Annotated in this window: 12 protein-coding genes; 5 read left to right on the forward strand and 7 right to left on the reverse strand. The window is 68.8% G+C overall.

Features of this window, described 5'->3' with window-relative positions:
• Positions 1-47 precede the first annotated feature (47 nt).
• From ACYVD1_RS11725 to ACYVD1_RS11740, 4 genes are read right to left on the reverse strand one after another with little or no spacing between them, the layout of a single operon-like run.
• Entirely contained in the window at positions 48-1,778 is a 1,731-nt protein-coding gene (locus ACYVD1_RS11725; RefSeq protein WP_460771301.1) for an ABC transporter ATP-binding protein, read from the reverse strand.
• Positions 1,775-2,659, reverse strand: a complete 885-nt coding sequence (locus ACYVD1_RS11730) for an ABC transporter permease (RefSeq protein ID WP_460771304.1) — start codon at positions 2,657-2,659, stop codon at positions 1,775-1,777. Before ACYVD1_RS11730 ends, ACYVD1_RS11725 begins: the two co-directional genes overlap by 4 nt.
• Positions 2,656-3,612: an ABC transporter permease gene (locus ACYVD1_RS11735; protein ID WP_460771308.1), complete on the reverse strand. Its 957-nt coding sequence runs from the start codon at positions 3,610-3,612 to the stop codon at positions 2,656-2,658. Before ACYVD1_RS11735 ends, ACYVD1_RS11730 begins: the two co-directional genes overlap by 4 nt.
• Positions 3,613-3,615: 3 nt before the next feature.
• Positions 3,616-5,232, reverse strand: coding sequence for an ABC transporter substrate-binding protein (locus ACYVD1_RS11740; RefSeq protein WP_460771311.1), 1,617 nt, complete (start codon positions 5,230-5,232; stop codon positions 3,616-3,618).
• Between the two features lie 240 nt (positions 5,233-5,472).
• On the opposite strand from ACYVD1_RS11740, the gene ACYVD1_RS11745 reads away from it, so the two are divergent.
• A complete protein-coding gene (locus ACYVD1_RS11745; protein WP_460771313.1) occupies positions 5,473-7,260 on the forward strand; it encodes a gamma-glutamyltransferase family protein in 1,788 nt (595 codons plus the stop codon).
• Between the two features lie 310 nt (positions 7,261-7,570).
• Here the strand turns inward: ACYVD1_RS11745 and ACYVD1_RS11750 are convergent, their stop codons facing one another.
• Complete coding sequence (locus tag ACYVD1_RS11750; protein WP_460771317.1) at positions 7,571-10,564, reverse strand: family 16 glycoside hydrolase; 2,994 nt, start codon at positions 10,562-10,564, stop codon at positions 7,571-7,573.
• A gap of 201 nt (positions 10,565-10,765) precedes the next feature.
• On the reverse strand, positions 10,766-11,521 hold the full coding sequence (locus tag ACYVD1_RS11755) for a cupin domain-containing protein (protein ID WP_460771319.1): 756 nt from the start codon (positions 11,519-11,521) through the stop codon (positions 10,766-10,768).
• Between the two features lie 276 nt (positions 11,522-11,797).
• Between ACYVD1_RS11755 and ACYVD1_RS11760 the strand changes: the two genes are divergently transcribed.
• On the forward strand, positions 11,798-12,910 hold the full coding sequence (locus ACYVD1_RS11760; protein WP_460771321.1) for a LacI family DNA-binding transcriptional regulator: 1,113 nt from the start codon (positions 11,798-11,800) through the stop codon (positions 12,908-12,910).
• Positions 12,911-12,967: 57 nt separating this feature from the next.
• Here ACYVD1_RS11760 and ACYVD1_RS11765 read toward each other — a convergent pair whose 3' ends face one another.
• A complete protein-coding gene (locus ACYVD1_RS11765; protein ID WP_460771323.1) occupies positions 12,968-13,999 on the reverse strand; it encodes a LacI family DNA-binding transcriptional regulator in 1,032 nt (343 codons plus the stop codon).
• Positions 14,000-14,250: 251 nt separating this feature from the next.
• On the opposite strand from ACYVD1_RS11765, the gene ACYVD1_RS11770 reads away from it, so the two are divergent.
• From ACYVD1_RS11770 to ACYVD1_RS11780, 3 genes are all read left to right on the forward strand, one after another.
• Positions 14,251-14,979 (forward strand): ABC transporter permease, encoded by a 729-nt coding sequence (locus ACYVD1_RS11770; protein WP_460771325.1) that lies wholly within the window; start codon positions 14,251-14,253, stop codon positions 14,977-14,979.
• Positions 14,980-15,080: 101 nt separating this feature from the next.
• Complete coding sequence (locus ACYVD1_RS11775; protein ID WP_460771327.1) at positions 15,081-16,115, forward strand: ABC transporter substrate-binding protein; 1,035 nt, start codon at positions 15,081-15,083, stop codon at positions 16,113-16,115.
• A gap of 2 nt (positions 16,116-16,117) precedes the next feature.
• Complete coding sequence (locus ACYVD1_RS11780) at positions 16,118-16,954, forward strand: ABC transporter ATP-binding protein (protein ID WP_460771329.1); 837 nt, start codon at positions 16,118-16,120, stop codon at positions 16,952-16,954.
• Positions 16,955-16,976: the final 22 nt, after the last annotated feature.

Raw genomic sequence — 16,976 nt, forward strand, 5'->3', positions numbered from 1 at the left:
ACGGCGGGGCGCCCGCGGGCAGCGGTCCGCGGGCGCCCCGAACCCGGCTAATGCACACCGGAACGGTTCCGCTGGACTTCGGGGTCGGGGACCGGGGCGGCGCTGATGAGCTGCCGGGTGTACTCGTGCCCGGGTGCGGACAGCACCTGCCGGGCCGCTCCCTGCTCGACGATCTCCCCGCGGCGCATCACCGCCACCCGGGAGGCCAGCAGTTCCACCACCGCCAGATCGTGGCTGATGAACAGGCACGCGAAACCCAGGCGCCGCTGAAGACCGGTGAGCAGCTCCAGCACCTCGGACTGGACTGACACGTCGAGGGCGCTGGTGGGCTCGTCCGCGATGAGCAGCGAGGGCCCGAGCGCGAGCGCCCTGGCCAAGGCGACCCGCTGGCGCTGGCCGCCGGACAGCTGATGGGGGTAGCGCTCCCGCATGCCGGGGTCGAGCGCCACGTCACGGAGCAGGTCGGCGACGCGGCCGCGCAGATCCGCCCCGCGGGCGACACGGAAGCGGCGCAGCGGTTCGGCGATGGTGTCGCCGATGCTCATCCGCGGGTTGAGCGACGAGGCCGGGTCCTGGAAGACCATCTGCATCCGCCTGCGCAGCGGCCGCATGGCACGCCGGGACAGCCCGGAGATGTCCGTGCCGCCCACGGAGACGGTTCCGGAGGTGGGACGGGTGAGACCGGCGGCGCACCTGCCAAGGGTCGACTTGCCTGAACCCGACTCCCCGACCAGCCCCACGATCTCGTCGGCCCCGACCGTGAGCGAGACCCCGCGCACCGCCTTGAAGGACCCGAAGTCCACCTTCAGGTCGCGGACCTCCAGCGCCGGGGCCGGCGGCTGCCCCTGAGCTTCCTCCGGCGCGGACCGGTCGTCGGGGCCCGCTCCACTCTCCTCCGTGGACGCCCGTTCACGCACGGACACCCGCCCCCGCTCCGTCGCGGTACGGGCCGACCCCAGGTGCGGGACGGCCGCCAACAGCTTCTGCGTGTAGGGGTGCTCAGGGGCCCGGAGCACCTGGTGCACGCCACCGGTCTCCACGACCTCACCGCGGTGCAGCACCGCGACGCGGTCGGCGATGTCGGCGACGACCCCCATGTCGTGGGTGATGAGGAGGATCGCGGTGCCGAGCCTCCGTCGGAGATCGCGCAGCAGCTCCAGGACCTCCGCCTGGACGGTGACGTCGAGCGCCGTGGTCGGTTCGTCGGCGATGAGCAGCCCGGGGTCGCAGGCGAGCGCCATAGCGATCATCACCCGTTGGCGCTGGCCACCGGAGAGCTGGTGCGGATAGCTGCCCAGACGGCGCTCGGGGTCGTCCAGCCCGACCAGTTCGAGCAGCTCGGCGGCGCGGGTGCGAGAGGCAGCCCGGGAGAGCCCCATGTGCAGGCGCAGCACCTCGCGGATCTGCCAACCCACCGTGAACACCGGGTTCAGCGACGTCATCGGCTCTTGGAAGACGAAGGCGACCTCCTTGCCGCGTACACCGCGCAGGGCGCGCTCTCCCAGCCCGATCAGCTCCCGGCCGCGCAGCCGGGCCGATCCCTGTACGGACGCACCGTGCGGGACCAGGCCGAGCATCGCCATGGTGCCCATGCTCTTGCCCGAACCGGACTCGCCGACCAGCGCGAGCACCTCACCGGAGCGCACCTGCAAATCGATACCGGACACGGCACGCACCGGGCTGTCGCGGTCCTCGCCGGGCAGGTCGACGGTGAGGTCCGAAGCGCGCAGTACCGGCTCCGTGTCCGGCTCCGCGCCGTCGTGGCGGATGGCGGTCATCGGCGCCTTCCCTTCGGGTCGAGTGCGTCACGCAGGCCGTCGCCGAGCAGGTTGAAACCCAGGGTGAGCAGGACGAGCACCAACCCCGGGAACACGGCGAGCCAGGGGGCCTGCGCGAAATAGGCCTGCGAACTGGACAGCATCGTGCCCAGCGACGGGGTGGGGGGCTGAACGCCCAGACCGAGGAACGAGAGCATGGCCTCACCGATGACGGCGGCCGGGATCCCGACACTGATCTGGACCAGCAGGGCGTTGGCGGCGTTGGGCAGGATGTGCCGGAACAGTACCGCGAAGTCTCCGGCCCCTCCGGCGATCGCGCCGTCCACGAAGTCCTCCTCCGCGAGCCGCATGGCCTCACCGCGCAACACCCTGAGCACGGTGGGGATCTGTGAGACGCCGATGGCGATGGCCGCGTTGACCAGCGAGGGTCCGAGGATCGCCGCCAGGCCCACCGCCAGTACCAGGAAGGGGAAGGCCATCACGGCGTCGTTGAGCCGGGAGATCAGCGGGTCGACGTAGCGGCGGTAGTACCCGGCGAGCAGCCCCAGGGGAGCGGCGATCACCAGCGCGAGCAGGACCGCCGCCGCTGCGACCAGGAGCGAGGAGCGCACGGCGTACATCACGCGCGACACCTGGTCGCGCCCGAGCTGGTCGGTGCCGATCGGATCGGCGGCGCCGGGCTGGGCCAGGATGCGGTCGAAGTCGACGGCGGCCGGATCCTGGGGCGCGATCACGGGGGCGAGGAGTGCGACGGCCACGAAGGCCGCGGACAGCACCAGGCCGACCATGCCCGCGGGGTTGCGCCACAGGCGGTGCCAGACCGACCGCCGGGTGGTCGCGGGGTCCGGCGCCCCGGTGCTCTGTGTGGTTTCGGCGCTCACCGGCGGCCTCCCTGGACGCGGATGCGGGGATCGATCAGCGAATAGCACAGGTCCACGAGCAGGTTCACCAGGATGTAGCCGATCGCGGTGACCATGACGGTCGCCTGCACCACGGGGAAGTCACGGGTGAAGACCGCTTCCACCATCAGGTTGCCGAAGCCCGCGAGCACGAAGATCTGTTCGGTGACCACGGCACCGGAGATCAGGGCCCCGAGCTGCATGCCCAGGATGGTCAGTACGGTGATCATGCTGTTGCGCAGGCCGTGCACCAGTACGACCCGGCCGGGCCCGAGCCCTTTGGCGCGGGCCGTGCGGATGTAGTCCGACCCGAGCACTTCGATCATGGACGACCTGGTCTGCCGGGTGACCACCGCCGCCAGCCCGGTGCCGAGCACCACCGCAGGCATGAGCATGCTGGCCAGGTTGCCGCCGACCGAATCGGTCAGGGGCACGTATCCCGACGCCGGCAGCCAGCCCAGGGCCACGGCGAACAGCAGGATCGCCATCAGGCCCAGCCAGAAGTTCGGTACCGACATACCGAGCAGCGAGAACGCGTTGGCGGCCCAGTCCGCGGGCCGACCCTTCCAGACCGCCGCGACGACACCAGTGAGGATGCCGATCGTCGCCGCGACCAGCAGGCTCAGGAAGGCCAGCTCCAGAGTGACGGGCAGCCGGGTCAGGATGGCCTCGGACACCGGCAGGCCCGTGCGTACCGAGTCGCCGAAGTCGAAGCGCAGCATCTGCCCGATCCAGATGAGGTACTGGACCGGTAGCGGCTGGTCCAGCCCCAGACGGTTGCTGATCTCCTCCACGGCTTCGGGGCTGGGATCCTCCCCGGCGAGCAGCATAGCCGGGTCGCCGGGCATGGCCCGTACGCCCGCGAACACGGCGATGGAGACCAGGAAGAGTGTGACGGCCGACTGCCAGAGCCGACCCAGAAGATAGCGTCCCATACCTCACCCCTGACCCTGGACGTGTCCGGCCTCGGCCGCGCGGATCAGGCCGTCGGGTCGGAGCTCGATCCCGGCGACGCCGTCGTGGTGGGCGTTGTAGAGGCGGTTGCGGAAGAGGTAGATGATGGAATTGGTCTCCTGAAGCTGGGGGACCAGCTCGTCGTAGAGCTCCGTGCGGCGCTCGTCGTCCGTCTCCGAGGCGGCTTCGACGATCAGTTCGTCTGTCTCCTCGGTGAAGTGGCCCGAGTAGTTGTTGCCCCCGCCCTGCAAGTGGAACTGGCCGATGTTGCCGTCGGGGTCGACCCGCCCCGACCAGCCCTGGACGTAGGACTCGAAATCGCCCGCCTGCGCGGTGGCGATGGACGAGGCGAACTCGGTGGGCCGCAGCCGGACGTCGAACCCGACGTCGCCGGCCATGGACTGGATGACCTCGCCCAGCAGCACGTTGGTGGGGTCGTTGGGGATCATCATCTCCATCGTCACGGGGGTGTCCACACCGCTCTCCTCCACCAGCTCGGCGGCTCGTTCCGGGTCGTGGTCGGGACAGGCCAGGGTGGCTTCCGTCGCGAACTCGCTGATCGGTGGGATGGGTCCGCAGGCGGGTTGGTAGACGCTGTTGAAGACGACCTCGTTGATGGCCTCCCGGTTGAGGGCCAGGGACAGGGCCTCGCGCAGCTCAGGGTGCTCGGCCAGCGGTCCGTCGAACTGCCGCGGGTCGTTGCCGACCCCGTCGGCGTTGAGCACGTTCACGGTGAGGCCCATGTACTGGAGGGAGGGCTGGCTGAGCAGGTGCAGCCCGTCCTCCTCCTCGACCTGGGCGACCTCGTGCGGATCGACCTCCTGGATGACGTCGAGCTGCCCGGAGCGCAGGTTGGCCAGCCGGATGGTGCCGTCCGGGATGGCGCGGTAGATCAGCCGGTCCAGCAGCACGTTCTCGGAGTCGTAGTAGTGCTCACTCCTCTCCAGAACGACGCGGTCCTGGGCGACGCGTTCGACGTAGCCGAAGGGCCCCACGCACTCGGGGGCCTGGGCGAAGTCCTCACCGAGCTCGTCCATGGCCGCTGGCGACATCACCATGCCGGCCCGGTCCGCGAGCGTGGCCGGCAGCGCGGGGTCCGGGCGCGACAGGCGCAGCACCACGGTGGAGTCGTCGGTGGCCTCGACGGCTTCCACGGATTCGAGTTCGGTGGCCCGTACAGAGCCCGGGAGTTCGCGGTGCCGGTCCAGGCTCTGCTTGACGGCGTCGGCGTCGAAGGGAGTGCCGTCGTTGAACAGGACCCCGTCCGCGCGCAGGGGGATGGTGACCTGGAGCCCGTCCTCGGAGGTCTCCGGCTCTCCGTCGGCCAGTTGGGGGACCAGGTCCAGGTCTCCGTCGACGTCGTAGAGCTTCTCGCACATGGCGTCGAAGATGTGGCGGCCGACCAGGGTCGTGGCCAGTGTCGGGTCGAGCGCGTCGGGTTCCTGGTCCAGGCCGATGACCAGATCGCCTCCTTCAACCAGCTGCCCCTCCACGACGCCGCGGTCCTCGGCGGCGATCTCTTCGGGGTTGACCAAGGGTGTGCACCCGCTGAACAGCAGGGCGGCGGCGACCGCGGCGCAGCCGGGAACGGTGGGCGGCACACCCCGTCGCCGCTTCGGGAACGGCCCCGTCCGCCGGTGTTGTGTGGGGTGCTGGCGCAACGGAGAACACCTCCGCTCTGGGAAGGGGATCGCCTTCCCTGGTTGGGGCTTTCTTCAGGCAAATGCGACCATATACAGTATCCAGAGTTTGTGGGTCACTATTGAGTTACGACTAGTAGTTCCTGGTGCGCCGATATCCGGCGGACCAACCCGTCCCCACTGGTAGGAGTCTTGGACAACATGCGCGAGTTCACCACCCGGCCTGAGTTGCGTGGAAACTTCGGAATGGCCGCTTCCACGCACTGGATCGCCAGCGGTGTGGGAATGGCGGCTTTGGAACGCGGGGGGAACGCCTTCGACGCGGCAGCCGCGATGGGTTTCACCCTGCAGGTGGTCGAACCCCATCTGAACGGGCCCGGCGGCGAGGCCCCGGTCGTCTTCAAGGCAGCCGGGGAACGCGCCACCGTGCTCTGCGGTCAGGGGCCCGCCCCGGCCGCGGCGGTACCCGAGGCATTCGAGGGTATGGACCGGATCCCCGGCAGCGGCGTGCTGCCCGCGATGGTCCCGGGTGCCTTCGACACCTGGCTGCTGCTGGCACGGGATCGCGGCCGCATGTCCTTGCGCAGCCTGTTGGAGCCAGCCATCGGCTACGCAGGCCGCGGCTACCCCCTCATGCCGCAGATCGTCGACAAGATCGCTTCGGTGCAGCAGGTCTTCACCCAGCTCTGGCCGACCTCGGCGGAGCTGTGGCTCAAGGGCGGGGACGTTCCCGCCGCCGACTCCTTCCACCGCAACCCGGCCCTGGCGGACACCTACGAGCGGATCCTCAACGAGGCAGAGACCGTCGGCAGCCGCAGGGACCTCCAGTTCGACGCTGCTCGGCGGATCTGGCGGGAAGGGTTCGTGGCCGAGGCGATCATGGATTTCCTCGCCGAACCCGTGGCCTCGGGCGACGGCCGCTACCACCGTGCCCTGCTCACCGGGGACGACCTGGCCGGGTGGAGTGCATCCTACGAGGACACGGTCAGCGTCGACTACGGGGGGCTGACCGTGCACAAGACCGGCGCCTGGGGCCAAGGGCCGGTCTTCCTTCAGCAGCTGCGCCTGGCCGAGGCACTCGGGCTGGGCGGTGCGGAGGGGCCCGGCGTCCTCTCACCCGAGTTCGTCCACCTGGTCACCGAGGCGGCAAAGCTGTCCTTCGCCGACCGCGACGCCCACTACGCCGATCCCCTGTTCGCCGACGTTCCGCTGGACATCCTGCTCAGCCGGGCCTACGCGGAGGAGCGAGCCCGGTTGGTCGCGGCGGAGGCGTCACTGGAGCTGCGCCCTGGCTCCCCTGACGGGCGCGAGCCCTTCATTCCGCCGCTGTGGCTGGCGGGGCAGACGCCCGGCACCGACCGGGCCAGCGGAGAGCCGACCGTGGACCGGACCGGAGACCAGCGCGGCGATACGTGCCACCTCGACGTCGTCGACTCGGAGGGCAACATGGTCGCGGCGACCCCGAGCGGCGGATGGCTCGCCAGCTCGCCGACCATCCCTGCGCTGGGCTTCGCCCTGGGGACCCGCGGGCAGATGTTCTGGCTGGACGACCGCTCTCCCGGGGTGGTCGCCCCCGGCAAGCGGCCGCGGACCACGCTCACCCCGACCCTCGTCACCCGCGGGGACGAAGGGGTGATGGCGCTCGGTACACCCGGCGGCGACCAGCAGGACCAGTGGTCGCTCACCTTCTTCCTCCGGCTGCTGCACGGAGGCATGAACCTCCAGGAGGCCATCGACGCGCCGATGTTCCACAACAACGCGTTCCCGGGATCCTTCTTTCCACGCGAGATCGCACCCGGGGAGCTCGTGGTCGAGGACCGTGTCGGCGAGGCGGCCGTCTCCGAGCTGCGGCGCAGGGGCCACCGGGTCACCCACGGCGGTCCGTGGTCCCTGGGACGCATCTCCGCCGTCTCCCGCGACCCCGAGAGCGGCGTGCTGCGCGCGGGCGCCAACCCCCGCGGCATGCAGGGTTACGCGGCGGGCCGCTGAACTGCCGGAGGTACTTGCTGTACAGCAGGAACTCCGTCGCGCGTACATCGGTGGACGGGGCGAAAGGTGGGGTGAAGGGGTCAGTCGCCGCCTTCAGCAGCCAACACGCGACCGGTGCCTGACGACGGCGAAACGGCCCGCACCCCCGGTTCCCGGTGACATCGAGAAGACGCCCCCAGGGATCCGGGCACGCGGGCCGTGATCCCGCCGCGGCGGCGCGGGCCGGCCGGTGCCGCCGCCTACGTCGCGGTCATACCCTGCTTCGCGGCCTCAACCGGGAAACAGCGGAGGCCTCAGGCCTCCGCCCACCTCAGTCGAGCTCCTTGACCTGCACGTTGCGGAACCAGACGTCGGAACCGGTGTGATGGTTCTGCAACCCGATGCGGCCCGAGCTGAGGTCCCGGTCGGGGTCGGCCCCCTCGCTGTCGAAGTCGTTGACCAGCACGTCGTTGAGGTACACCTCGACGTTGTGCCCCTCGACCACGATCTCGTAGGTGTTCCACTCACCTGCTGGATTCAGCGCCTCGTCCCTGGCCTCGATGTCCGCGCCCTGAAAGCTGTAGATCGCGCCCGTCGAGAGCTCGTCCTCGTCCATGGCGTCGATCTGCACCTCGAAGCCCTCGTTGCGCGCCTCGGGGTCGCCTTCGGGGTCCGGAACGCCGAGGTGCACGCCGGAGTTGTCGTCCCCCGTCTTCTTCCAGTCCAGCTTCAGGCTGTAGTTGCTGAGCTCGTCGGGATGGGTGGTCAGCCCGAGCCCGCCGACGGAGCGGATCGTGCAGTCGGCCTGGGTGATGAAGTCACCGGGACCGGCCATCTCCCAGTCGGCGAAGCTCTCCTCGGTGCCGTCGAAGAGCATCCGGTAGCCCTCATCGGGCTCGGCCGGGGTGCAGGGCTCCCGTTGGATCCGCAGGTGGTCCCAGTTCACGTGGCGGTCATCGTCCTCACCGGCGGTGACCGTGATGGTGTTCGTCCCCGCTTCGAGATCCAGCTCCTCGACATGGTCAGCCCAGGCCTGCCACACCTCGGTCGTCTCGACCGCGATCTGTCCCTGGCTCTCACCGTTGACGTCCAGCGAGATCGTCTTGGTGCCGACGAACGGGTTGTCACCGTTGGAGTAGCGGAAGGTCACAGGGTAGGTCCCGTCCTCATCGACCTCGATCTCCCAAGTCACTGAGGCGCCGATGTTGCTGAAGCCGTCGACGAAGCCCTCCCCGGTGTGGTTCGGGTGCTCGTCGGTGATACCGGCCTCTCCGCCCAGCAGGGCGTCCTCGGCCTCATAGACGCCGATCTCGTTGGGCGGCTCCTTGTAGTCCGGGATGTTGTGGACGGTGTACCAGGCTTCGGTACTCCACAGCTCGGTTCCGTCGTCGGACTCGAACGGCCGCGGCGAGCGGACGTGCACGACGCGGTCTTCGCGCAGCCCGTCGATGTCCAGGCTCACCGTGTGTCCGTCGTCGGACACCGAAGCACCGGTGACGGGCAGGCTCTCCTCGTTGCGCTTCGGACCTCCGTACTCCGAGGTCGGGTTGTATGACCACTGCTCCACGTCGTACCGCTCGTCGACGTTCTCGATCACGTCGTCGGCGACCGGCTTGGTGTAGGTGAGGTCGAACCCGGTCTCCGTGACCTCCATCGACACGATGTCCATGGCGTCCTCGGACGTGGGGGCCAGCTTCTGCAGGCCGTAGGGGAGCTTGCCCGGCTGCTCCCAGTTGCCTCCGCCGCCGATACCGCCGACGTAGAACGAGCCGTCCGGGCCGAGAGCGAGCCGGCTGACACCGGACTCCAGGCCCTGGGTCATCCGGAACACCGCGCCTTGTTTCTGGTCGTCGACCTCCTCGATGAATCCGCGCTGGATCCCGCCGTAGGTGACGTCGCCGAACACCATCTGGCCCTCGAACGGGCCCTCCTCGACCAGCACCGGGTTCGTCGGTGAGTTCGAGATCTCACCGTGCGGAAGCCAGAGCACCGGCTCGGTGACCGGCTGGTCGTCGAACGGCCCGGCGGGGGTCGTGTAGTGGTTGTAGAAGGCACCCTCCTCGATCTCGACCAGCTTCGACGCGGGGAGCCAGTCTCCCTGGTTGTCCGCTACGAAGATCTCTTCCTCGGGACCCCAGCCGATGCCGTTCGGGGTGCGCAGACCGCCCGCGACGTACTCCAGCGCGCCGGATTCCTTGTCGATCTTGACCGAGGTGCCGCGGTTCTCGACGTGCTGGGGCACCGTGGTCCTGCCACCGGGGGTGATGGCCACCGACAGGTTGAGGTAGTAGTGGTCGTCGTCCATGAGGATGCCGAACCCGAATTCGTGGTAGGTCTCGCCGTTGGGCCAGGTGGCGATGGCCTCGGTGTCCTGGTAGACGCCGTCGTCGTCAACGTCGGTCAACCGGCTGAGCTGGTGTTTCTCCGCGACGATGACTTCTCCGTCGTCGACGATCACCCCCTGCGGCTCGTTCATGTCGGTCGCGATGACCTGCGTGGTGATGTCCTCGGGGTCGGCGTCGTCCTCAACGGTGCCGTCGACGGCCTCCACAGCGCCGTCGAAGCTCTCCCGGCCCGCCCAGGTGGTGATGACCATACGGCCGTCGTCGAACCAGTCCATGCCGGTGACCGTCGGTTCGTAGTCCTCCGGCCGCAGGTCGGTCAGCGTGTAGTTCGGGTGCACGTCAGCCAGCGGAGCCCCGTCGCCGGGGCCGGCGTCGGCGTCGGCGCACGACTTGACCCCGGGCGAGGTCACGCGGGTGACGTCGGCGTCGGTGGTCAGTGCGGACTCGGGTACGAGCTCGAACCCCTCCTCTCCCGGCGGGCTCCACTCCAGGTGCAGCGCCTTGTCGTGCGCCCCCTGGAAGTAGTCGATCCACAGGGCGTGCGCGCCCTCAGTCAGCTCGACCGAACCGTCCGCCGCTGTCGGGGGCTGGCGCTGGTCGTTCTCGATGATCTCCTCGTCGTTGATGCTCAGACGCGATCCGTCATCGCTGGTGATCCGGAAATCGTAGGTGCCGTCCTCGGTCACGTGGATGTGGCCGAACACGTGTGCCATGAAGTTGTTGGCGATACCGCCGAACTCCTCCGTGGTCTCCCAGTCGATGTCCGCACGTAGTTCGTCGACGTTGGGAGTCTGGCCCTCGGTCAAGGTGCAGGTCTGTTCGGGCTCGAACCCGACGTCGAAGACCCGCAGCGTGACGCCGGGTTCCTGCGGTGGCAGGTCGTCGGGGTCGGCGGCGGCGTTGCCGACTGGGAGGACTGTCGCGGCGACCAGGGCTAACCCCAGGGTCCCCGCCTGATAACTGCGCGGCCGTGCAAGCATGAGAATTCCCTTGTGTGGCTGGGGGTGGGAAGGGAGCGGGCAGGAGTAGGGGCAGGGTCCGAGACGCTTCTCCGGCGGGGAACACGCGCCGGTAGGGACGGGAGAAGCGCGCACCGGTGGGAGGATGGGCGCCCGATCGTTGTCCGACCGTGGCAGGGGTTGGGGGTCGGGGTTCTACAGGGGGTTCAACCAGGAGTTTTCTCAGGCGATCCGGGAAGTCCCGTCCGCCTCGAACTTGTTGAGGCGTCCGCACATGCCCCACGCCGGTCGGGGCTCAACCCGGTATACCGCCGCGGAGGACAGGTGGGACGTGTCCCCTGCGGCGAGTGCGTCGAGGTGGGAGGCCGTTCGGGCGACCTCTGCCGCTGGGCCCTGCTCGAAGCGGGTGCGCCAGTCGGGCAGGCGGGCGGCGACCAGGCGCACGGCGGATGTGTGGAAGTCGGTCATCGCGGCCGGTCCGTCCGTCTCAATTCGGTGCCGCAGTTGGGTGAACCCGGAGACGGCCAGTTCGCGCCGGTTCCGGGCTGCGCCTTCCGGGTCGGCGGTGTCGAGGGTTGCGGCCGCAGCGTAGTCGTGCGGGTCGGACAGGACACCGGGCGGGAAGGTGAACACGGCGTCACCTGCTTCGGGCAGGCCCGCGTTCTGCATGAGAACGATGATGCGCAGGTCCCCGTGGTTGACGAGACGGTGCACGGTCCCGGGCGTGAACCACACGAGGTCGCCTTCAGCGAGCGGGGTCGAGGTGGAGCCGTTAGTCGTGAGGGTCTGTACGGCTCCTGATCCGCCGACCACCGAGTACGCCTCGGTGCAGGCCAGGTGCATGTGGGGGGTGCCGCCGCAGAAGCCGTCGGAGCCCTGGGCGCTGGGCCAGTCGTAGACGCGCAGGCGGGACAAGCCGACGCCGCCCGGGAGCGTTGGAACGGTACCGGGGACTGCCGGGTCAGGGGAGACGTCCATGGGCGGGTGCTTCGGCCGGTGGGGGTGTGGCGACTGTGGACGCATGGGAGATCCTTGATCGCTCGGCAGAAAGCGTTTTCTACGCGGCAAAAGTACGGTTCGCTCCGACATGTTGTCAATATCGCGTCAGCCAGGATTCAACCGTCGGTTCTCGTCCGCACGCCGCGCGAGAGTCCGCCATACTGACAGGAACCGCTTTCTAAAAGCGGGACCGAGCAGGGCACGATCGGTGCCCCGGTGTACGGGACCGGCGTAGTTGAGGAGACCTGAGCAGAGATGGCGGCGAAACTGGCTGACGTGGCGCGACACGCCGGGGTGTCACCGGCGACGGTGTCCAGGGTCCTCAACGGCAACTACCCAGTAGCCCGCGCCACCGCGGAACGGGTCCACCGGGCGGTCGCTGAACTGCACTACGTCGTCAACGGCAATGCCCGTGCCCTGGCGGCGTCCAGCTCCGATCTGATCGGCATCCTCGTACACGACATCGCCGACCCGTTCTTCAGCGTCATCGCCAGCAGCATCCAGGACACCGCGGCCGAAGGCGACCGCCTCGCCGTCGTGTGCAACACCGGCAGCTCCACGGAGCGCGAACTGCGTTACCTGAAACTCCTGCGGAAACAGCGGGCACGTTGCGTGGTACTCACCGGCGGCTCGGTGAACGACCCCGGGCACCGCGGTGCTCTCATCGACCAGATCAAGGAGTTCACCGCCTCGGGAGGGCATGTCGTCCTCTGCGGCCGTCCGCCCCTGACCGGCCCCGATGAGGAGCCGTTGCCGGGCGTGATCACGGTCGACTTCGACAACCGCGACGGCGCCCGGCGGCTCACCGCGCACTTGGCCGCACTGGGCCATCGCGACATCGGCTACCTCACCGGACCGGAGAACCGCACCACGTCACAGCTGCGCCTGGACGGTCACCGTCAGGCGCTCGCGGACGCGGGCCTGTCCGAGGAGAGCTGCCCGGTCGTCGTCGGCAACTTCGACCGTGAGTCCGGCCGCACCGGTGTGGGTGAACTCCTCCGCCTCAACCCAGCACTGACCGCGGTGATCGCGGGCAACGACATCGCGGCACTAGGCGTTCTCGCCGAGCTCCGCTCACGCGGCCGGGCAGTCCCAGGCGACGTCTCGGTGGCCGGCTTCGACGACCTGCCCTTCAGCCTCGACGCCGTTCCGACGCTCACCACCGTGCGCATACCGCTCGCCGAGGCGGGCCGCACCAGCGGAAACTACGCCCTCGACCCCCGAAGGGCGCCGACCGGAGGTGTGCTGCCGGTGCGTACCGAACTCATCGTGCGCGACTCGACGGGCCCGGCCTCCGACAGGGGGGCCACACCGGCGAAAACCGGCAGGGGACGGAAGCGGGCGCGGCCGACACGGGAGGCCGGATAGCGGCCGCTCAGGACGCTCTTCGCGACCGTGGTCGGGTGTTGACTGCTCGCCGACCGCTCAGGTGACGCGGGGCGAGGAGGCACGCAGGACCACGTAGCCCCCGACGAAGATCTCGCCGATGGTGGGGTTGTCCGGGCACAAGGCGAGGTCGGCGGCCTGGCGGCCGAGGTCGGCGAGGGGGAAGCGCACGGTCGTGAGCTGCGGTGTAACGTCGGCCGCGGTCTCGATGTCGTCGAAGCCCGTGACGGCGATGTCGCGGCCCGGCTCGATCCCGGACTCCCGCAGCGCGGTCATCGCGCCGATGGCCATCACGTCGTTCGCGGCGCACAACACGTCGGCCTCTTGGAGACGCCCGGACTCGACGAGTCTGCGAGCGCAGCGGTAGCCACCCGCGCGGTCGAAGGTGTCGCGCACGACGAGTGACACATCGGCGCCCACGACCGCGAGACCGGCCTTCAGCCCGTCAAGCCGCTCCTGGGCCGTCCTCATGTTCTCCGCGCCCGTGATCATCGCGGCTCTCCGGTAGCCCAAGCCCGCGAGCGTGGTGCCGAGGCCCGAGGCGCCCGCGACGTTGTCCACGTGCACCGATCCCAGGCTGCCCTCAGATTGGCTGATGAAGACGGCCCGGCCACCGCCCGCGGTGTACCCCCGCAGTTCGGCGAGCAGAGCCTCGGAGTGAGAGTCGTAGGCCCACCGGCTTCCGCACAGCAGGATCGCGCGCGGGCGCTGACCGCGCAGCACACGCACTGAGGAGAGTTCGAGGGCGCTGTCTCGGGAGGTCATCGCGATGGTGACGGTCACGCCGTGTGCGCGGGCGGACTCGGCGACGCCGGCGGCGATGGCGGAGAAGTACGGGTCGTCGATGTTGCTGACAAGGAGGGCGAGTACGGGGGCCGTACCGCGCGCCATCGTCTGCGCGGAGAGGTCGGGGCGGTAGTCGAGTTCCTGGGCCGCGAGCAGGACACGGTCCCGGTTGGCCTGCCCCACCCTGCGGGTACTTCCGTTGAGCACCCTCGAGGCCGTGGCCAGGGAAACCCCGGCCAGGGCCGCCACGTCTGTAAGGGTCGCGCTGTCACTCGACGGCCTCATTCGCGCACTTCGCATCTCTTGTCCTGTCCGGTATGGGGCGTTGACACCGAGGTTGTGCTGAACTTAATATCCCCGAAAAGGAAAGCGCTTTCTACCCCCAAGCACATCCCTTCCTGCCGAGCAACATGAGGCCCAACATGACTCAACAGGCAGAACACGCTCCCCCCGCACCGCCGCCGAGGGTGTCAGGCGCCACCCGCGGCTCCAGGGCCCGCCGTTCGCGCAGTTCGTTCGCGCTTGCGTATCCTCTGGTGTTCCTCTCCCTGCTCTTGGTGGCGTGGTTCCTCGTCACTACCGGAGGGCTGGTCGCGCCGTATATCCTCCCTTCTCCCGTCGATACGTGGAAAGCGTTTGCTGACAACCCCGACTACCTGTGGACACACACGCTCGTCACCACGGGGGAGACCGTCGCCGGTTTCGTGATCGCCTCTGTCGTCGGTGTCCTGGTCGCGGTGTTCATGGTTTACTCGCCCACGCTGGAGAAGACCTTCTACCCGCTCATCCTCTTCGCCCAGGTGATCCCTAAGATCGCGATCGCACCGCTGTTCGTGGTGTGGTTGGGCTTCGGCCCCAGCCCGAAGATCCTCGTGGCCGTGCTGATGGCCTTCTTCCCCGTGGTGATCGCCGGTATCAGCGGCCTGCGTTCGGTGGACCCCGAGCTCCTCGAACTGACGTCGACGATGGGCGCCTCCAAGTTCAAGACCTTCCTGAAGGTGCGCTTCCCCTCAGCGCTGCCCGAGCTGCTGTCCGGACTCAAAGTCGCGGCGACCCTGGCGGTCACCGGTGCGGTCGTGGGCGAGTTCGTGGGCTCCAACGCCGGTCTGGGCTACGTGATCCTGCAGGCCAACGGAAATATGGACACGGCCATGCTGTTCGCCGCGCTCATCATCATGTCGGCCATGGGCATCCTGCTGTTCGCGATCATCCACATCGCCGAGAAGTTCCTCATCCCCTGGCACGCCTCGCACCGCGGGCGCTGAAACGTGCCGCTGAGCCAGACGTTCGCCGACCGCCGCTTCACGCGCTCGAGCCCGAGGCTGCTCAGCGCGTCCACCCAGCACTGATTCGCAGAGGAGCCCCCATGTCCACTCCACAGTCCATTCGTCCCCTGAAGTCGTCCCTGACCGGTTTCGCGGCCGGAGCCAGCGCTCTCGCCCTGGTCGCCTGCGGTGGCGGGGGAGAGGGAGACGAAGAAGCGAGCACTGAAGTCACGCTGCAGCTCAACTGGTACCCGTACGGCGAGCACGCGCCGCTCTACTACGGCGTGGAGGAGGGGATCTTCGAAGCGCACGGAATCGACCTGGAGATCGAGGCCGGCCAGGGGTCGAGCATGACGGTGCAGTCCGTGGGCCAGGAGAGCTTCGACTTCGGCTGGGCCGACACCCCCGCGCTGCTGTCCAACATCGACGAGGGGGTCGACGTCCGCTCCGTGGGGGTCTTCCTGCAGTCCACGCCCTCTGCGGTCCAGGTGTTCACTGACACAGGCATCGCGGAGCCGGAGGACCTCAGGGGCACGACGATCGCGGTCACCGCCGGTGACGCGGTCACAACCACCTTCCCCCTGTACCTGGACGCCGTCGGACTCTCCGAGGACGACGTGGAACAGCAGAACCTCGACTCTGCGGGCAAGAACGCGGCGATGATGTCCGGCCAGGTCGACGGCCTCATCGGCTTCGCCCACGATCAGGGCCCCGCCATCTCCGAGGAGAGCGGTGAAGAGGTCAGCTACCTGCGCTACACCGACGCCGGGCTGAACTTCTTCAGCAACGGCCTCCTCGCGCACAACTCGACCATCGAGGACGACCCGGACCTGGTCGAGCGGATGGTGGCCGCCACATCCGAGGCCTACACCGCCGCTCAGGAGGAGCCCGAAGACGCGGTAGCCGCGATGGAGGGCCAGGACCCGCAGACGCCCGACGGGCACGTGCTCCTCGAACAGTGGGAGCAGACCATCCCGCTGCTCAGCACGGACAACACCGAGGGGCAGGACCCGGGCAACACCGACGAGGAGGACTGGCGGCAGACCATCGAGGTGCTGGCGGAGTCCGGTCTCATCGACGAGGCCAAGGACACCAGCGAGTACTTCGACGACTCGTTCACGACAGAAGGGGAGTGAGCATGCTGACCAGATCCAATGGACCCGAGACGAGCAGCGGTGCGGGGGCCGACCGCTCGGATGGCGACAGCCCGATGGTCGACATCAGCGGTGTCGACGTCACCTTCGAGACCAAAGCCCGCACGGTGCACGCCCTCAGCGGCATCGATCTGACCATCGAACCCGGAGAGTTCCTGACCATCGCGGGCCCGTCCGGCTGCGGCAAGTCGACCCTCCTGAGGGTGATCGCGGGGCTGACCGAGGTGAGCGCTGGCGGGGTGTCGCTGCGCGGAACACCGGTGGAGGGGCCGCGTCGCGACGTCGGCTTCGTCTTCCAACGGGCCGCGCTCCTGGACTGGCGCAACGCCCGCGACAACATCCTGTTCCAGGCCGAGATGCGCGGCTTGCCCAAGGCCTGGGCGCGCGAGCGGGTCGCCGAGCTGATCGAGATGACCGGCCTGGGCGGGTTCGAGAAGTCCATGCCCTACGAGCTCTCCGGCGGGATGCAGCAACGGGTCTCGCTGTGCAGGGCCCTGCTCCACCAGCCCGATGTTCTGCTCATGGACGAACCCTTCGGCGCGCTCGACGCCCTGACCAGGGAGAACATGAACGTCGAGCTGCGTCGGATCTGGGAGGAGACCGGCATGACGGTGGTGCTGGTGACGCACTCGGTCGCCGAGGCCGTCTACCTGGCCTCCCGCTCGGTGGTCATGGGCCCGCGCCCCGGCCGGATCATCGAGGAGTTCACCGTCGACCTTCCCGGCCAACGCGAGTATGAGCCGACCCTCGAGCTACCCGAGTTCCACCGGATCGCCGGTCGCATCCGCGAGCTCCTGGGATCGACCGCGACCGCCGAATGATCCACCACATGACGGGGACGAA

The sequence above is a fragment of the Nocardiopsis nanhaiensis genome (assembly GCF_054778635.1).

Bases quoted from the DNA above. Each gene is read 5' to 3' on its own strand.
- ACYVD1_RS11725 (WP_460771301.1), bottom strand. From the start codon at position 1,778: ATGACCGCCATCCGCCACGACGGCGCGGAGCCGGACACGGAGCCGGTA.
- ACYVD1_RS11735 (WP_460771308.1), bottom strand. From the start codon at position 3,612: ATGGGACGCTATCTTCTGGGTCGGCTCTGGCAGTCGGCCGTCACACTC.
- ACYVD1_RS11745 (WP_460771313.1), top strand. From the start codon at position 5,473: ATGCGCGAGTTCACCACCCGGCCTGAGTTGCGTGGAAACTTCGGAATG.
- ACYVD1_RS11750 (WP_460771317.1), bottom strand. From the start codon at position 10,564: ATGCTTGCACGGCCGCGCAGTTATCAGGCGGGGACCCTGGGGTTAGCC.
- ACYVD1_RS11755 (WP_460771319.1), bottom strand. From the start codon at position 11,521: ATGGACGTCTCCCCTGACCCGGCAGTCCCCGGTACCGTTCCAACGCTC.
- ACYVD1_RS11760 (WP_460771321.1), top strand. From the start codon at position 11,798: ATGGCGGCGAAACTGGCTGACGTGGCGCGACACGCCGGGGTGTCACCG.
- ACYVD1_RS11765 (WP_460771323.1), bottom strand. From the start codon at position 13,999: ATGAGGCCGTCGAGTGACAGCGCGACCCTTACAGACGTGGCGGCCCTG.
- ACYVD1_RS11775 (WP_460771327.1), top strand. From the start codon at position 15,081: ATGTCCACTCCACAGTCCATTCGTCCCCTGAAGTCGTCCCTGACCGGT.
- ACYVD1_RS11780 (WP_460771329.1), top strand. From the start codon at position 16,118: ATGCTGACCAGATCCAATGGACCCGAGACGAGCAGCGGTGCGGGGGCC.